Genomic DNA, 17,202 nt, shown 5'->3' with positions numbered 1-17,202 from the left:
TATTAAAAGTTATGTATTAAAAATCTTAAACATTTTTAATCAATGAATATCGATTATTATGAAATCAAACTAAAAGAGCTCAAGACAAAGCCCTTCTCTATAATCTTTTTAATGTTCTTTCTTTCATTCAATACGCTCTTTGAAATAACCCTTGCAAATGCAGAAATCAACACGTTTTGGGGAATAAAAATATTTTTTCTCACCTTTGCTCTTATTATATCTTCAGCTTTCATAACTCAGCTTGAAAGAAGGTGGGAGAAAAAGTATCTTGGTATGTTTATTTCATTTATCCCTTGTTCACTTATAACAATTATTTTCTTATCTTTAGAAAAAATGCTTGTAGTCAGCACAACTGATATGATGTGGCCAATGGGGACACTGGGGGCTGCTTTTTTTGTCAAGCCACAGGATTTATATCTTCCCATTATACTAATCTTTTTGTTTTGGGCTCTCTTGGATTTTCGCTTTCATCTCTCTCCTCGGAGGGCTTTAACTCCACGCCTTATTTTCTGGACATTTTGCATATGGTGGTTTTCAAAGGATCTTTTACGACTTGGCACATTTCTTTTTGACCTCCACAGCTTTGGGTCTTGGTCATTCACAATAATCCTTTGTCTTTTCTCAATTGGTTCATTGATTGGAATGCTGGTATCGAAGGAAAAGGAAAACAGCTTGTTCTGGTCGATTACAACTGCAAATCTTGCTTTAAATGCAATCATACTTGTCTATTCAAATGCATACACCTAAAAAAGATGGATTAAATATGAGAGGGGAAAACAAAAAGCCGGATTTGACATCAATTATGGTTGCTACACATGATATGCGTTTTTCGCCAATCTTTTGGAATGAATTTGAATCATTGGCACAAATAAAAAATTCAAAAAAAATAAATCTTCTTGACCTTGGCACTGGTCCAGGACTTTTTCTGCGCGATATAAACAAACATTATCCTCAAATCTTTGCAGTAGGCGTGGATGAATCCTCTGCAATGGTCAATTATGCAAGGTCCCTGAAACTGCCAAAAGAGAAGATAAGATTCTACAAGAAAGATATATCAACTAAAAGCCTCAACATAAAAGGAAAGCCCTTTAAATTTATAACTATGAATTTCGTTTTTCATCACCTCCCATCGCCACTTAATCTTATGCATAATTTAAAAAATGGCCTTCTTGCTAAAAATGGCTGTTTAATCATTTATGATTGGGTTAGGACAACACTCGAAGAATACATTGAATTTCACAAACTAATGGGAAGAGAAATGCCGGAAGATACTGCCTTTGAGATGTTTTCGGAACATGGCAAATACACATCAGAAGACCTCGTTTGGCTTTTTAAAAGGGAAGGATTCAAAATGAAAGAAGAAAAAGCGATTACCAATCTTCATCACCTTTTCCTTTTTACACGATAATTTTCTTACCGACAATATGTAAGCTTTGCCACATAATCTCCTTTTTTTACACCTAATGAATCTGCAACTGGTATACATTTTGCCTTTAAAAGATAAAAAACTGGTCTTTCATATTTTATCTCTGTCAATGTTTCGTAATTACCCATTCCTTTTGAAATAATGAGCCCTGCCCTTTTAAAAACATTCAAAAATTCGTCAGATGATTCCTCGAGTGATATTCCTACAGTCCCATTGCCTGAAGGCAATATAGAAATAGATTCATTTCCCTTAATAAAGTTTTGATAATCAACAAAACACAAATCATTCTGCACAGCTTCGCTTTTAATTGAATAAAAAACCTTTAGATTCATCTTCTCAATAGATTTTATAAGGGGAATATCAAAAAAGTATTCACCTGAATTGTCTGCAAGAAAAAGTATTTCTTTTGAATTCAACACTTTTTTCTTCAACAATATTTCAACCTCAATCGTATCATCGATTGCAAAGGAAAAACCTTCATCAATATCCTTCCTTACATCTTCAATATCTCTAAAATAATCGATGGAATTGCCTAAAACGGAAATTGCAACAGCTCCATAAAAATTATTTGGAAATTTTTCTTTGACAATTTCAAACAACATTCTCGCATTTTTGATTTCTTCTCTTTTATATTCCTCATAAGGGTCATCATTGCTTGTAATTTTTTTTATTTCCTTATGAAATATCGATGAAATCTTTGCGGGTACAGCTTCTGAATTAAATTTCTCATACAAGATTTTCAAGGCATTTTCTTCAGCTTTTTTCTGTATCTTCCTATCCGTAGAAGCAAGCATACAGGTTTTGCGTATCAACTCTTTCATACACTGAAGACACATTGGTTTTACTTTCATAGAATTGAAATATAGCTGAAACTACTGGGAGATGTAAAGCTCTACGCGGTTTCTTCCTGAATGTTTGGCGCAATAAAGGGCTTCGTCAGATTTTTCAACCAATGCATTGCAGGTTTGTCCATCTGTAGGGAATTCTGAAATCCCTGCGCTTAAAGTCACAGAAACCTTAGTACCTTCATTATTTATGCAAAAACTTCTCTTCTTAACTCTCTCTCTGATACGCTCAGCAATAGCCATCGCTCTTTCCTTAGATGTCCGCGGAAGTATTATAGCAAATTCTTCGCCTCCATATCTTGCCACAAGGTCAGATTCCCTACATGCGCTCTGAATGATAGAAGCAACGCCTATCAAGATTCTATCACCTGCCTTATGACCATATGTATCATTGACTCTCTTGAAAAAATCTATATCCATCATAACAACACTGAGTTTATCTCTATATCTCCCGGCTGACGCTATCTCCTGTTTGAGACGATGATAAAAGAAACGATGATTGCAAAGCCCTGTCAATCCGTCCATAGATGTCATACTTCTCAATTTATCAACATATTTGATATTCTGCATCGCCACAGACAAATGGCTTGCAACATCCATAAGAAGATTCATATCGGCAACAGTAAAATAACCGGGCTTATCGTCCGTTGCACTGATAACACCTACAACTTTATTGTCAATTGTCATAGGAACACATAGATATGACCTTATATTGCGGCACAGACCGCCAAAGTAGGTAAATCTTTCATCCTTTGATACATCGTTGATCAACATAGGATCTCCTGTCTTAGCTACTTTACCGGTAATTCCTTCACCTACATTAATGACGATTTTTCGTTCAATCCCTTTTGGCAAACCAACAGAAGATTTTATCTCCAACTGCGAAGTTTCTTCATTCAATATAAAGATGCAAAAACTTTTAAGCCCAAGATGACGAGCAAGTATGAAAGCAACTTTATCGGAAATCTCTTTTAATGAATTGTTTTCTGAATTCATAATTCTGCCAAGCTCATGCATCACTACAAGTTCTTTTGCCTGTTTTTTTATTTTTTCTTTCATCTTGTTATTCTTTTCAATTTCCGCTTCAAGCCGTCTAGTCAAGAATTCAGAATTTTCTCTGTGCTTATCCTTCTGATTTACAGGCATACCAACAAAGAAAGAAACAATATAAAATAAACTAATCCTGACGATATAATACGATGCATCGTGAGAAATCGCTCCAAAGAACTTAAACAACGCAAAATAGATGAATGTAGATACCACCGCTACAGAAAGAGAAAGTCTCAGCCCTGCAAAGAAAGCATATACTCCTATAAATGCGCAAAGAAGAGGAAAAAGAGGTTTTATCCCTCCTGTAGCAAATGAGACAAGTGTGCTTACTAAAACAACATCAACGATAGCAGCAATATAGGGAAAGCTTTTGAGCTTTCTTGAAAATTGCTTATCAAAAAGTTTTTTACAAACAAATCCATAACCAATAAACTCCAAAAATATAACTACTGCAAATTGCTTGTTAAGGGGTGTATGAATCAAAAAAAGCGCTAAAAGTGAAAGGGCAAATATGAGCCTGATTTTAAATGTAAAAAATAATTTTAAATTCCCCATCCAGATTCCTTAAGAATTTAAAAAATCAAACAGACGGCAAAGTCAAGAATTAGAAAATTTCTATTAATATCGTTTTTTGAGATGTCAAAATTAATTAAAATTTTGGAAAGAAAATTTTTTTAAGCACTTGACAAAAATATTTTAAGTATTAATATTTAGATATCTAAATATTTTTTTTCTAAATATAAAGAGGTGAAGTAAATGAAAAGAGCTCAAAAAATTGAGGAAAACATTCTAAAAGTCAGGAATTTCTTTATCGAATTCACAAAAAAGGTTATATCTTTAAATGGAGTCAAATTAAGTTATGACCTAAGTTTGTCCAAAATTAAAGCCCTTTCCGCATTTACGGAAGATCGTCCTTTTACTATGGGGGAATTGGCAAAAAACGCCGGCGTTACATTGCCGAGTATGACAGATGCCATTGATAAACTTGTCCAAGAAAATCTTGTTGAAAGAAAAAGAGATGAAAATGACCGCCGCATCGTTTTAGTAAAACTTACTGAAAAAGGTAAAAAAATGAGAAAAGAATTTATGATGAAGCGGCGCGAAGAGCTTTTGAACATATTCAGCCGTCTTAGTGATGAGGAAATGGACGAGCTTGCAACCTCGCTTGATAAAGTAAGAACAATTCTTGAGAAATTAAGCATATAAAATGGAGAATAAATATGCATTTCACAGCTATTATTGGCGATTATACATTTAGCCGCTCTCTTGCTGAAACCTCAACTTTCATAGAAAAAAAATTCAAAGGTGAAGTAAAACTCGATTATTACTTTTGTCTTCGCCATCAAAAATTTCCTCAAGAACAGCTGGAAAAAATTGAAAAAAGCGTAAAAGAAGCAGATACCGTCATCGTTAATATGGTCTTCGACGATGAGATAATCGATATTCTTGAAAGAAACAGAACAGAAAACAAAAACTATATCGTCCTTGCCTCAATGCCGCGAGGGGTTGCTCTCACAAAGTTGGGCAAATTTCAACTCCCAAAACTTTCAATGGATAAAAAGGATTCTATGCTTGCAAAAGCAGTGGGGATATTGAGGGGTCTGATGAATTCAAGCAAAAGCACGATGGAAGTAAGGAAACTCCTTGTAATGGCTAATACTATCCTAAAAGTGCTAAGATTCGGTAAGTGGAAAGATGCAGGAAACTATATAAGAGCGTGGAAATATTTTTTCGCAGGTGGCAGAGACAATATTACAAATCTTTTTCTTTTTATCCTTGCCGAATATTATGGATATAAGGTCGATTACAAAGAACCGGAAGAAATCCCGCAGGGAGCAATCTATCATCCTAAATCTGATAAGGTTTTTGCCACAGTTGATGAATATCTGAAATGGTATACCAAATCAGGATTAATCAAAAAAACCGAATTGACTTCGAAAGTCAAAAATCCATATGTAGGAATCCTCTTTTACACCCAGCGATACCAAACACAAGATACCGCAGACCTTGAAGCCGTCATAGAAACCCTTGAAAAAAGAGGGCTTGGCGCTATTACAATACTTACCTCTGGCTCTGAAAATATGAAGAATATGGAGCGCCATTTTCTCTCAAATGGGAAATCAATCGTTGAAGCCATCATAAGTTTTCTCTTCTTTCGCATCGAGGGCGGACCCTTAGGCGGAGATTACGAAGCATTCATAAATTTAGCTTCAAAAATCAATGTACCAATCATCAAGTATTTGAATATGGGCTATACGACAATTGAAGAATGGAAAGAAAAAAATGAGGGGATGGCTCCACTTGAAACAACGATTACAGCAATTCTTCCCGAACTCGATGGACTCATTGAAGGAGTGCTTATATCAGGACACAAAGACCTTTCAGAGGATGGAAAAACCATCAGAATAATGCAGCCCATAGAAGACCGTGTTGAAAAAGCCGTTGAAAGGACAATCAATTGGGTAAAACTTAGAAATTTGAAGAACAATGAGAAGAAATTGGCATTTGTTCTGTTCAATTATCCGCCGGGAAAAGACAATATTGGAAATGCAGGAAACCTCGATACATTCGAAAGTCTAATCCGCTTATTCGACAGGATGAAGAAGGAAGGATACGATGTAAGTGGATATCCCAAAACACGGCAGGAATTTGTCCGTTTAATGGTGAAAAAAAATATTGTCAACCTCAGCCATTGGACAAGTCTGCAAAAGATAAAAGAGAATGCTTTCAAGATACCTGTCAGCAAATACCTTGAATGGTTTAATGAATTGCCCGAAATAAATAGAAAAGAAATCATTGAACAATGGGGTGAACCGCCCGGAAAAATATTGGCAGATGATGAATATATACTCATACCGGGAATTACCTTTGGCAAAATATTTGTCGGATTTCAACCTCCAAGAGGTTATTTCGAAGACCCATCAAAAACATACCACGATACAGGCATAGTACCTCATCATCAGTATCTTGCATATTATCTATGGTTGCAAAAGGAATATCAGGCAGACCTCCTCATTCATTTCGGTACACATGGCACTTTAGAATTTCTCCCGGGAAAGCAGGTTGCCCTATCTGAAAATTGTTATCCAGACATCCTCATTGGCAATGTGCCCCATGCTTACTACTATACCTGCTCAAATCCCTCTGAATCCTCCATTGCAAGAAGAAGAAGCCATGCCACTACAGTTGACTATATGACACCCCCAATGATTGTCTCAAATCTTTATGGGCGGCTTCTTGAAATAGAAACTGAGATACATAACTATTTCCAACAAAAAGAACAAAGTCCGGCACAGGCAAAAAGCATAAAAGAAAAAATTCTTGAAATGGCAAAAGAAGAAAACCTGATAGACATTGAAGCAGAGGATGTTGATGTAAGCTCGCTTTATGACTCTCTCAATGAAATGAAAGGTACATTGATGACAAAAGGAGTCCATGTGCTTGGAAATTCCTTCAAAGGAGACGAATTGATAGACTATGTTATGGGGATAGTACGATTCGACAAAGGAGAAACACGCTCCCTACTTCGTCTTACAGCAGAATCTGAAGGAATCGACTGGGAAGAAGCGCGTAATAAACCTTCAAAAATCGGCAACGATGGAAGACCATTGGGAGTCGTCCTTGAGGAAATTGAAGATAAGGGAAGAAAAATTCTCTCAGATTATCTCAATTCAAAATCCCCTTCTGCCAAGAAAATAGTGAAGAAGGTGTTAAAAACCAAAATATCTTCCCAATATTTAAAGGAATTTGAAAAAACATTGAAATTTGCAAAAGAAATTGCTTCAAATCTTTCAAACAACTTTGAAATAGAAAGTCTTCTTGCAACATTTTCAGGAAAATACATCAAGCCGGGAGTTGGAGGCGATCCTGTCAGAAGTCCCTCAGTAATACCTACAGGAAGAAACATCTATCAATTCAACCCCGACCTCATCCCTACTCGAATTGCCTTTGAACGAGGAAACTTAATCGGCAAACAGGTCATCGAACAATATAAAACTGAGAACAATGGAAAATTGCCTGAAACAATTGGAGTAATTCTGTGGGGGTTCGAAACAATGAAAACCCAAGGAGAAACGGTCTGCGAAATATTTCATTATCTTGGAGTAGAGCCAAGATGGGCTGGCAATGGCGAATTCATTGGCGTCAAACCAATTCCCCTTGACAAACTTGGGAGGCCAAGACTCGATGTTGCAGTAGAAATCTGTGGAATCTTTAGGGATACATTCCCTGTATTGTTGAAAATTATCGATCGAGCCTTCAATTTGGTTGCAGACCTTGATGAGCCACACAGCAAAAACTTTGTAAAAAAACATTCAGACGAAATCAGGAAAGTGCTTGTGGATAAAGGTGTCCCAAAGAGTGAAGCCGATGCCCTTTCAAGGGCACGAATTTTTGGTCCCTCTGCCACCAATTACGGCACGGATGTAACTCAGCTCATAGAAACTGCCGAATGGGAAGAAAGCGATGAAATTGCAAATTTGCACATAGCAAAGATGTCTCACATATATGGTGATTCCTATTATGCTGTATCAAATACAGATACATTTCGTGAAGTGCTTGATAAAGTAGATGTAGTGGCACAAGTAAGAAGCAGTGATGAATATGGAATGGCTGACTTGGACCATTATTACGAATTTTTAGGAGGAATGGCAAAATCCGTTGAAAATGTAAAAAGAAGGAGCGGGAAAAAGGCAAAATCAAAACCAACAGTGCTGGTAGCTGATACAACAAAGGATAGAATCAGTACAAAAAACATAAAATCAACCCTTGAATATGAAGCAAAGACAAAGCTTTTCAACCCAAAATGGATTGAAGGCCAGATTTCAAGCGGATATAGAGGAGTGAAGAATATTAGCAAAAGAGTTGAGCATCTGGTTGGATGGTCGGCTACTGCTGAATCAGTGGATAACTGGGTATGGAGTCAGGTTGCTGAAAAGTATCTCTTCGATGAAAAGGTCAGAAAAAGTATGATGAAGGAAAACATCTGGGCTGTCGAGCATCAGCTAAATCGCTTAATGGAAGCATTCAATCGAGGAATATGGGACGCCACGGAAGAAGAAATTGAGAAACTAAAAAAGATCTATCTTGAAATAGAATCAGAAATAGAAGAGCAGGAAGAGTAATTAGCTTAACCATACCATCCAATTGAAATAAAGCAAAAAATTCAAAGGACGGAACTATTGAATGAATAAAAGAATACAGAAAGTTAAACGAACTTTATATCCCTTTGTTGCAATAGTTGGACAGGAAGATATGAAACTTGCACTCTCCCTGAATGCCGCAAACCCTTCCATAGGAGGTGTCCTGATAAGAGGAGAAAAAGGCACAGGAAAATCTACAGCCGTCAGAGCACTTGCAGAAATCCTTCCTGAAATAAGTGTTGTCAAAGGTTGTCCTTTCAATTGCTCACCGAATGGCGATTCAGGATTGTGTCCTAAATGCACTTCACTGCTTGAAAAGGGTGAAAAATTTTCTGTTGAAAAAAGAAAGATGAAGGTTGTCGACCTTCCTCTGGGTGTCACTGAAGACCGTCTAATAGGAAGTCTCGATATTGAAAGTGCAATAAAAGAAGGCAAAAGGGACCTTGAACCGGGAATTCTTGCTGAAGTAAATGGAGGAATTTTATATGTAGATGAAATAAATCTTCTTGATGACCATGTAGTAGATGTGCTTCTCGATGCGGCAACATCAGGAATCAATGTAGTTGAGCGTGAAGGTATTTCATTTTCTCATCCGTCTAAATTCATTCTTGTAGGGACTATGAATCCTGAAGAAGGCGAGCTTCGTCCACAGCTTCTTGATAGAATAGCAATACATATCGATGTTGAAGGCTTGCGGAATGTTGATGATAGAGTAAATATCACATTGCTGAGAAATGAATTTGAAAAAGATCCTATAGCCTTTAATAAAAAATATTCCAAGCAAAGCGATAATTTGAGGAAAAAGATCATAAGGGCTTCAAAGAATATCAAGTCAGTACAGGTTAATGAAAATGCCCTGAAACTTGTATGCAGGCTTTGTCAAGAGCTTGAAGTTGAAGGCCACAGACCTGACTCGATGGTAATGAAAACAGCAATAACTCTTGCCGCCTTCAGAGGAAGGAAAAAGCTTACCATTTCAGATATCAAGAAAGCGGCAAAATTTATTTTGACATTTAGAATAAAAAGAATTCCTTTCAAATCTGAAGACCATCATATCAACATTATTGATGAAGTCATTGACCGTCTTTCAAAAGAAAAAGGAATGAAAATTGGCTGATATGGGAAAAAAAATAAAGACAAAAAGGCTTCTTTATCCTTTCTCTGCAATGGTGGGGCAGGAGAATATGAAGCTTGCCCTTATCTTGAACGCAATTAATCCAAAAATAGGAGGCGTTCTTATTAGAGGCGAAAAAGGAACAGGCAAGTCAACTTTTGTAAGAGCTCTTGCTGAGATTTTACCTGAGATAGATATCGTAGAGGGATGTCCCTTCAACTGCAATCCTCATATCTTTACAGAGCTTTGTCCAAATTGCAAAAGCGCTATATTAGAAGGAAAGAAGCTAAAAATCACGAAACAGCAAATCAAAGTCGTTGACTTACCACTTGGACTGACAGAAGACCGACTAATCGGCAGTCTTGATATCGAACAGGCAGTCAAATTCGGCAAACGCGTCATAGAACCGGGTATGCTTGCAGAAGCAAATCAGGGAATTCTTTATGTAGACGAAATAAATCTTCTCGATGACCATGTAGTAGATGTCCTTCTCGATGCAGCTGCATCTGGTGTAAATACAGTTGAAAGGGAAGGAATATCATTTTCTCATCCATCGCGCTTTATCTTGATAGGCACCATGAATCCTGAAGAAGGTGAGCTTCGTCCACAGCTTCTCGATAGAATTGCTCTTCATGTAGAGGTAAAGGCTCTTGAATCAGTAGAAGAGCGCATAAAAGTTACAAATCTTAGGAATGAATTTGAAAGTAATCCTGAAAAGTTCAGGAAAAAATATGAAAAAGAAAACAGAAAATTGAGGAAACAAATAATCGATGCTCAAAAGCTTTTGAAGGAAATATCGATATCAGACCGAATGATGCTTCTTGTCTGCAAAATGTGCAAAGAGCTCGATGTAGAAGGCCATAGGCCTGAGAATATGATACTCAAAACAGCATCAGCCTTAGCAGCTTTTGAAAGCACAAAAGAATTGACGCAGAGCCATATAAAAAAAGCAGGTGAGTTGATTTTACCCTTTAGAATACGCTCACTCCCTTATGGAGAAGAAACTCCCAATGAGGAAATGATTGACCAGCTCGTAGATGAGCTTTCACAGGAAATGGAAGACTTTATGCCGCCTGCAGACTCCGACACAGAGCTTGAAGCGGCAGATGAACAGGAAGAAACCATTGAAGGACAAATTCACAGAATTGGAACACCTGTAGAAATTCCAAAACAAATGACCAAAAGAAAAGCTGACCGCAAAATGAGATCCGGGTCTGGAAAGAGAATCAAGTCGATAACTTCTGGACGCAAGGGAAGATATATCAAGCATACTATTCCAAAAGAAGATATAAGCGACATCGCATTTGACGCAACTGTCCGCTCTGCTGCACCTCACCAAAAAAGAAGAAGAGAAGGCACTTCTGTTTCTCATGCACTCATCATCAAGAAGGAAGACATAAGAAAAAAGGTGAGGCAAAGCAAAGCTTCTGCCCTAATTGTCCTTCTTGTAGATGCAAGCGGCACAATGGGGGCAATGGATAGAATGGAATGCGCAAAAGGAACAGTCTTTTCGTTATTAATGGACGCTTATCAGAGCCGGGATAGAGTGGCAATGGTAGCTTTCAGAGGAAATGATGCTCAGGTAATCCTGCCGCCCACAAATGGTGTCGAGCTTGCCAAAAAACTGCTCACTACACTTCCCACAGGCGGCAAGACTCCTTTGGGTTTGGGACTTATGAAAGCAATGAATCTCATAAAAAATGAAATGAAGAAGGATCCAACAATTATTCCTCTTCTTGTCCTTCTCACAGACGGAAGAGCCAATATACCAATTGTCCCTGAAGCAGACCCTATGGAAGAAATAAAAAAGCTGTCTGAAATGATAGCGGCAGAAGGTATCTATTCAGTTGTAATTGATACAGAAGTAACAAAGAAGATGAGATTTCTAAATTTTTCATACGGCTTTGCAAAAGATATAGCTGATGCTCTTGCGGCTAAATACTACCGCATCGACCAACTCAACTACCAAAGTCTTGGTTCGCTGATTACACTGGAGAAGCAAATTGCCTTCAAAGAAGCTGAGAAACAAAATCTTCTATCAGTAAGATAACTAATACAATTGGAGATGCTCAATGATGAATAATAAAAAGAAAAAGGCAACAACTGAAAATTCAAGTTTTTCTTCTAAAAGAACAAATTTTCCTTTCTCTGCCATTGTAGGACAGGAAAAGATGAAACTTGCACTTCTTCTGAATGCCATAAATCCTCAAATCGGAGGAGTTTTGATTAGAGGTGAAAGAGGAACAGGGAAGACAATTGCTGTGAGAGGATTGACAGATGTCCTGCCTGAAATCAAAGTTGTAAAATCCTGCCGTTTTCGATGTGATCCTGATGAGCCTGCAAAGATGTGTTCCATATGCAGAGAAGCCATTGAATCCGGAAAAAAGCTTGAAGCTGTTAAGCAAAAAATGCATATAGCCGAGCTTCCTGTTGGAGCAACAGAAGACCGTGTAGTAGGAACATTAAATATCGAAAGGGCAATTAAAGAAGGAATAAAAGCGCTTGAAACAGGCATTTTGGCAGAGGCTAACAGAGGAATTCTTTACATTGACAACATAAATCTCCTCGATGACCATATAATGGATGTTCTTCTTGATTCTGCAGCAATGGGGGTTAATATCGTAGAAAGGGAAGGTGTTTCAATTTCACACCCTGCAAACTTCATTTTAGTTGGAACAATGAATCCTGAAGAAGGAGAACTTAGACCCCAACTCCATGACCGCTTAGCCTTTCATGTAGAGGTAAAGGGAATTTCAGATATCAATTCAAGAATGCTAATTGCAAAGAGGATACGCGAATTTGAAGAAGACCCTATTCTTTTCAAGTCTCGATTTGAAAAACAGAATAAGGAAATCACCAAAAAAATCATTAGTGCACGAAAACTTCTTGATAAGGTCAAAATCTCTGAATATTTTTTACGTATAATCGCCCGTATGTGCATCGAGCTCGATGTTGATGGACACAGGCCAGACATCATTATTACAAGAGGTGCAAAAACAAAAGCAGCTTATGATGGCAGGACTGAAGTCACAGAAGATGATGTTCGTCTTGCAAGTGAGCTGACACTGGGGTTTAGAATGAGGCGTACTCCCTTCGAAGATGCCGAATTATCAAAGGGTAAGTTTCAACAGGTTTTAGACTACGCAAAACAGATGGAGGAAAAAGCAGCAAGAGGTTCAAAGAAGAAAGGAAAAAGCTCAAAGAAGGCTGAAGCTTCTATAGAACACCAATAAAGAGCAATTTTATTATGAGGATAAAAAAATGCATGACATAAATAGAGACGAAATTTTTAAAAAAACATCTTCTGATGGAAAAAGCAAAGAACATAACCACAGTCACGATGACAGCCATACCCATTCAAGCCATACACATAATCATCACAGCCATAACCATCACCATCATAATGATGAGTTGACAGGCCACGATCATCAACACGAAGATTTTGAAGGACACTATCATTTCGATCACAGCCACGATGAACATTTTGAATCCCGGGCTTACAATCATGTGCATGAACATTCTCATCAGATACGCCACGCCCATTATCACAAACACGACCCTCAAGAGGATTCTATGATACACAGGATTTTCAATAATCCTCTCAGAGATTGGTTTACCCTAATTTTTATGAGCATACTTTTAGTTGTTCATCAAACAGTATCGATGAAAACTGAGCTTGCAGACGGTTTGCTTGTCGTAGTTGTCGTTATAGGCCTTTTCCCATTGTTGAAAAACGCAATTTTCGACGGTCTTTTAAGAAAAAGAATCCTGCCCGAATTGGTAGTGGCAATATTTCTTATTGGCCTTCTCTTTTACGGCGAATTGCTCACTGCATCTATTATTACTATATTTATCTGTCTTGGAAGTTTCCTAAACCTCAATTTTTCATGGAAATAGAGCAAGGTAAATAAATATGCATGATATAAGTAGAGAAGCTGTCATAGAAGGAAAGATTGATCACAAACATAAAGAATCCGAATCCTTTTGGACCTCAGAACCTGAAAAAATAGAGCCCTTCTTTTCACCTGCCCTGTCAGTAATATTGATCTCTTTGTCCTTCTTCTTAGGAGGTGATAAAACATCGATTGGTATCAATCTATCATTAGCCGCCTGCGCCTTGAGCGGACTGCCTATAATAAAAAATTCCATAAGGGCAATCTTTGAAGATAAACGGTTGAATGCCGAATTTTTGGTCACACTTGCCCTTTTTGCCTCCATATGGGTAGGCGAATATTTAGCAGGCGCAATCGTCGTGCTTATGATGAATGTAGGTGAATTGCTTGAAGATATAACCATTGCAAAAACAGGAGATGCCATTAGAAAGCTTATAGAAATTACACCTGACTATGCCACTGTTATCAGAGGCGGCAGAGAAATAACTGTTTCAACTGAAGAAGTTCAAAAAGGTGAATTGGTTATTGTTAAGCCGGGTGAAAAAATTCCTGTTGATGGAATTGTCGAAAGAGGATTTGCAGAAGTTGACGAATCGGCAATAACTGGCGAAGCACTACCTGTCAATAAAGAAGAAGGCAACGGAGTTTTTAGTGGTACAATAAATAAAAATGGCGTCATTATTGTAAGGGCAACAAGAGTTGGAAGCCAAACAACGCTTGCAAAGATAATCGAGATGGTCAAGGAGGCGCAGTCAAAAAAGCCTCCTATTGAAAGAATTGCAGACAGATTTTCAGGATGGTTTACTCCTGCTATCTTGCTATTCAGTGCCATTGTCTATCTAATCACAGGCGAAATTTTAAGGGCAGTTTCTATTCTCGTAGTTGCCTGCCCTTGCGCACTTGTAATCGCCACCCCCACTGCAGTAGTTGCAGGAATCGGAAATGCAGCACGTAAAGGAATACTCATAAAGGGCGGCGCAATATTAGAAAATATGGGCAAACTGACATCCTTTGTTTTTGACAAAACAGGCACAGTAACACTTGGTGTAGCTCGAGTAGATGAGATTAAAAGTTTTAGTACATTCAGCGAGGATGCCGTCCTCGAGCTTGCCGCAATTGCAGAAAAACACTCAACTCATTCTCTTGCAAATGCAATCTTATCAAAAGCAGAAGAAAAGGGATTGATTATAACTCCTCCTGATAAGAGTAAAACGATAGTAGGTAAAGGAGTAAAGGTAATTAGCGGCAATGATGAGATTATAATTGGCAACCCATTAATGTTTAAAGATGAGAATATAGAACTTCCCGAAGAGGTCTGCAAATATATCGATACAAAGGCAAATGAAGGAAATACTACAGTCTGTGTTGGATTCAACGGTAAACTTGCAGGTGTAATTAGCATTTCTGACACTATTCGAAAGGAAGTGAGCGAAACTATAAACGATTTGAAAAGTCTTGGCGCCAAAAGCATAGTAATGTTGACAGGCGACAGAAAAGAATCAGCCAAAAAAATTTCCGAAGGCATTGGATTTGACAGAGTCGAAGCAGAATTATTGCCCGAAGATAAGGTTTTACACATAACAAAAATGAAAGAGACAGGTGAAATCGTGGCAATGATTGGCGATGGAATCAACGATGCTCCTGCTCTTGCGCTTGCAGATGTCGGAATCGCAATGGGGACGGGTGGCACAGATATTGCTATTGAATCTGCTGATATTGCGCTTGTTTCAGATGATATATCAAAAGTGACAGAAGGAATAGCAATCGGAAAAAAGACGATTCAAATAATCAAACAAAGTCTCGCAATTTCAATCGTAATCAATGCATTGGCACTCTATTTTGCTTCTTCCGGGCTTCTTGGTCCTATTGGTGGAGCAATAGTACATAATATTGGTTCCTTTGTTGTGGTGGGCAATTCTGCCCGTCTTATTTCATATAGTTTTAAGAAATAGAACCGATTATATTAGCCAAGTTATTGAAAATCAAAAAATTATTGACTTTTTCTTCTTTCTTTATTTATAAGGTTTTGTTTTTTAATTAAATAAGTTTTAGCTGAAAAATATATTCAATATTTTTCCCTTATCAGAAAGAAAAAATATGGAAAAAGCAAAAAAGATTTGGATGGACGGCAAATTTGTAGATTGGGATGATGCAAAAATACATCTATTAACAAACACCTTCAACTATGGGCTTGGGGTTTTTGAAGGTATAAGATGTTACAACACTAAAAAAGGCCCTGCAATTTTCAGACTCGATGACCATTTAGACCGTTTATATAATTCGGCAAAAATAGCTTCAATTGAACCAAATTTCTCAAAAAAAGATATGAGAAAAGCTATTATAGAGACCATTAAAGTAAATAAACTTAAAGAATGTTATATAAAACCAATAATTTATTATGGTTATGGAGAAATCGGTTTATATCCAAAAAATAATCCTGTCAATTCCGCAATCTCTGTCTATCCATGGGGTGCCTACTTAGGTAAGGAAGGATTAGAAAATGGAATCAGAGTAAAGATATCTTCCTTTCAGCGGCAATTTATAAATTCTGCAATGACAAAAGCAAAAATATGTGGAAACTATGCCAATTCACAATTGGCAAAGATTGAGGCATTAGAAAACGGCTATGATGAAGCTCTCCTTTTGGACACTGAGGGAAGGGTGGCCGAAGGGTCAGGTGAAAACATCTTCATAATCAAAAATGGCATCATATTTACACCTCCAACACTTACCATTTTGAATGGAATTACAAGAGACAGCGTAATTCAGATAGCGCGAAGCAAAAAATACAAGGTTGAAGAAACAAATCTCACAAGAGATGATGTCTATACTGCAGATGAAGCATTTTTTACGGGCACTGCCGCTGAATTGACTCCAATTAGAGAAATCGACAAACGGCATATTGGCAATGGGAAAGCAGGTGTAATTACAAAGAAACTTCAGAAAGCATTCTTTGAAGTAGTGAAAGGTAATAACAACCATTTCTCGAAATGGCTGACATATATCAGATAAAAAAGGAGGACTAAAGAACTATGCCCATTTATGAGTACCAATGTGACGACTGCGGGTTCAAATTTGAGGTCTTCAAAAAAATAAATGAAAATGGTAATGAAGTTTGTCCTGAATGCAATTCTAAAAAGGTAAATCGTCTAATATCACCGGGTGGATTTATTCTTAAAGGTTCCGGATGGTATATAACAGACTATCCTTCCGAATCACGAAAGAAGGCAATGGAAGCAGAGAAAAAAGCCGCAAGCTCTTCCTCCTCTGATAATTCGAATAAAAAGGAATCAAAAAAATCAGATAAATAGAGATTGTTTTTATATCTGATTACCCAATGTTGGGGGGGGGATTGTGCACTTTCTTCAGAAAATTTACCTCCCATAAAAGAATGTATGGGTAATAAAAACATTTCGACCTGTACGGCTATAACCTTATCATCACATCATTTCTTCTTATGCTTCTTCTTCCCTGCTTTCTCTACAATCCTTACACTCACAGGCCCATGAAGGGTGCTTCCAGTTGTCTTGTCTATGTCTTCGAGCTTGTAGTAATAGGTCATACCAGCTTTTGTATGTTTATCCTTAAATTTATACCTTGCTCCTGTTACGCCGTTTTTCTTGGGAAGGATGAGTTTCTTGTTAATCTTCTCGTATGTGCCGTCCTTTGATCTGCTTCGCAGGATATTGAAACCGAGGTTATCGATTTCAGATGAAGTCTTCCATTTTACAAG

General features: G+C 37.5%; 15 protein-coding genes. 11 read left to right on the top strand and 4 right to left on the bottom strand.

The window, feature by feature from the left end; all coding sequences use genetic code 11:
* Positions 1–42: 42 nt before the first annotated feature.
* Complete coding sequence (locus D6734_11325; protein RMF92878.1) at positions 43–747, top strand: hypothetical protein; 705 nt, start codon at positions 43–45, stop codon at positions 745–747.
* Positions 710–1,408 (top strand): class I SAM-dependent methyltransferase, encoded by a 699-nt coding sequence (locus D6734_11320; protein RMF92877.1) that lies wholly within the window; start codon positions 710–712, stop codon positions 1,406–1,408. Before D6734_11325 ends, D6734_11320 begins: the two co-directional genes overlap by 38 nt.
* A 5-nt stretch (positions 1,409–1,413) precedes the next feature.
* Here D6734_11320 and D6734_11315 read toward each other — a convergent pair whose 3' ends face one another.
* Both D6734_11315 and D6734_11310 read right to left on the bottom strand, forming a co-directional pair.
* Positions 1,414–2,277, bottom strand: a complete 864-nt coding sequence (locus D6734_11315) for a DUF89 family protein (GenBank protein RMF92876.1) — start codon at positions 2,275–2,277, stop codon at positions 1,414–1,416.
* Positions 2,278–2,298: 21 nt separating this feature from the next.
* Positions 2,299–3,876 (bottom strand): sensor domain-containing diguanylate cyclase, encoded by a 1,578-nt coding sequence (locus D6734_11310; GenBank protein RMF92875.1) that lies wholly within the window; start codon positions 3,874–3,876, stop codon positions 2,299–2,301.
* 201 nt (positions 3,877–4,077) lie between these two features.
* Here D6734_11310 and D6734_11305 point away from each other — a divergent pair, with 201 nt between their 5' ends.
* From D6734_11305 to D6734_11285, 5 genes are all read left to right on the top strand, one after another.
* Positions 4,078–4,527, top strand: coding sequence for a MarR family transcriptional regulator (locus tag D6734_11305; protein ID RMF92874.1), 450 nt, complete (start codon positions 4,078–4,080; stop codon positions 4,525–4,527).
* A 14-nt stretch (positions 4,528–4,541) separates the two neighbouring features.
* A complete protein-coding gene (gene bchH, locus D6734_11300) occupies positions 4,542–8,444 on the top strand; it encodes a magnesium chelatase subunit H (protein RMF92873.1) in 3,903 nt (1,300 codons plus the stop codon).
* A gap of 61 nt (positions 8,445–8,505) precedes the next feature.
* Positions 8,506–9,579: a magnesium chelatase gene (locus D6734_11295; protein ID RMF92872.1), complete on the top strand. Its 1,074-nt coding sequence runs from the start codon at positions 8,506–8,508 to the stop codon at positions 9,577–9,579.
* Positions 9,572–11,626 carry a magnesium chelatase ATPase subunit D gene (bchD, locus tag D6734_11290; GenBank protein ID RMF92871.1) on the top strand — a complete coding sequence of 685 codons (2,055 nt, stop codon included), beginning with the start codon at positions 9,572–9,574 and terminating at the stop codon, positions 11,624–11,626. Before D6734_11295 ends, bchD begins: the two co-directional genes overlap by 8 nt.
* A 25-nt stretch (positions 11,627–11,651) precedes the next feature.
* Entirely contained in the window at positions 11,652–12,809 is a 1,158-nt protein-coding gene (locus tag D6734_11285; GenBank protein ID RMF92879.1) for a magnesium chelatase, read from the top strand.
* Positions 12,810–12,933: 124 nt separating this feature from the next.
* On the opposite strand, the gene D6734_11280 is transcribed toward D6734_11285, so the two are convergent.
* Entirely contained in the window at positions 12,934–13,125 is a 192-nt protein-coding gene (locus D6734_11280) for a hypothetical protein (protein RMF92870.1), read from the bottom strand.
* A 24-nt stretch (positions 13,126–13,149) separates the two neighbouring features.
* On the opposite strand from D6734_11280, the gene D6734_11275 reads away from it, so the two are divergent.
* The 4 genes from D6734_11275 (at position 13,150) to D6734_11260 (ending at position 16,780) form a co-directional block, all read left to right on the top strand.
* Positions 13,150–13,473, top strand: coding sequence for a hypothetical protein (locus tag D6734_11275; protein RMF92869.1), 324 nt, complete (start codon positions 13,150–13,152; stop codon positions 13,471–13,473).
* Positions 13,474–13,489: 16 nt separating this feature from the next.
* Positions 13,490–15,421 carry a cadmium-translocating P-type ATPase gene (cadA, locus tag D6734_11270; GenBank protein ID RMF92868.1) on the top strand — a complete coding sequence of 644 codons (1,932 nt, stop codon included), beginning with the start codon at positions 13,490–13,492 and terminating at the stop codon, positions 15,419–15,421.
* A gap of 145 nt (positions 15,422–15,566) precedes the next feature.
* Positions 15,567–16,481 (top strand): branched-chain amino acid transaminase, encoded by a 915-nt coding sequence (locus D6734_11265; protein RMF92867.1) that lies wholly within the window; start codon positions 15,567–15,569, stop codon positions 16,479–16,481.
* 20 nt (positions 16,482–16,501) lie between these two features.
* Entirely contained in the window at positions 16,502–16,780 is a 279-nt protein-coding gene (locus tag D6734_11260; GenBank protein ID RMF92866.1) for a zinc ribbon domain-containing protein, read from the top strand.
* Between the two features lie 134 nt (positions 16,781–16,914).
* On the opposite strand, the gene D6734_11255 is transcribed toward D6734_11260, so the two are convergent.
* Positions 16,915–17,202: hypothetical protein (locus tag D6734_11255; protein RMF92865.1), on the bottom strand; the 288-nt coding region annotated here is incomplete at its 5' end.

The sequence above is a fragment of the Candidatus Schekmanbacteria bacterium genome, from assembly GCA_003695725.1.
Taxonomy (GTDB): Bacteria; Schekmanbacteria; GWA2-38-11; order GWA2-38-11; family J061; genus J061.
This window is presented reverse-complemented; position numbering and strand designations above follow the sequence as displayed.

Bases quoted from the DNA above. Each gene is read 5' to 3' on its own strand.
- D6734_11305 (RMF92874.1), top strand. From the start codon at position 4,078: ATGAAAAGAGCTCAAAAAATTGAGGAAAACATTCTAAAAGTCAGGAAT.
- D6734_11285 (RMF92879.1), top strand. From the start codon at position 11,652: ATGAATAATAAAAAGAAAAAGGCAACAACTGAAAATTCAAGTTTTTCT.
- cadA (RMF92868.1), top strand. From the start codon at position 13,490: ATGCATGATATAAGTAGAGAAGCTGTCATAGAAGGAAAGATTGATCAC.
- D6734_11275 (RMF92869.1), top strand. From the start codon at position 13,150: ATGATACACAGGATTTTCAATAATCCTCTCAGAGATTGGTTTACCCTA.
- D6734_11295 (RMF92872.1), top strand. From the start codon at position 8,506: ATGAATAAAAGAATACAGAAAGTTAAACGAACTTTATATCCCTTTGTT.
- D6734_11315 (RMF92876.1), bottom strand. From the start codon at position 2,277: ATGAAAGTAAAACCAATGTGTCTTCAGTGTATGAAAGAGTTGATACGC.
- D6734_11260 (RMF92866.1), top strand. From the start codon at position 16,502: ATGCCCATTTATGAGTACCAATGTGACGACTGCGGGTTCAAATTTGAG.
- D6734_11265 (RMF92867.1), top strand. From the start codon at position 15,567: ATGGAAAAAGCAAAAAAGATTTGGATGGACGGCAAATTTGTAGATTGG.
- D6734_11320 (RMF92877.1), top strand. From the start codon at position 710: ATGCAATCATACTTGTCTATTCAAATGCATACACCTAAAAAAGATGGA.
- D6734_11310 (RMF92875.1), bottom strand. From the start codon at position 3,876: ATGGGGAATTTAAAATTATTTTTTACATTTAAAATCAGGCTCATATTT.
- D6734_11325 (RMF92878.1), top strand. From the start codon at position 43: ATGAATATCGATTATTATGAAATCAAACTAAAAGAGCTCAAGACAAAG.
- bchH (RMF92873.1), top strand. From the start codon at position 4,542: ATGCATTTCACAGCTATTATTGGCGATTATACATTTAGCCGCTCTCTT.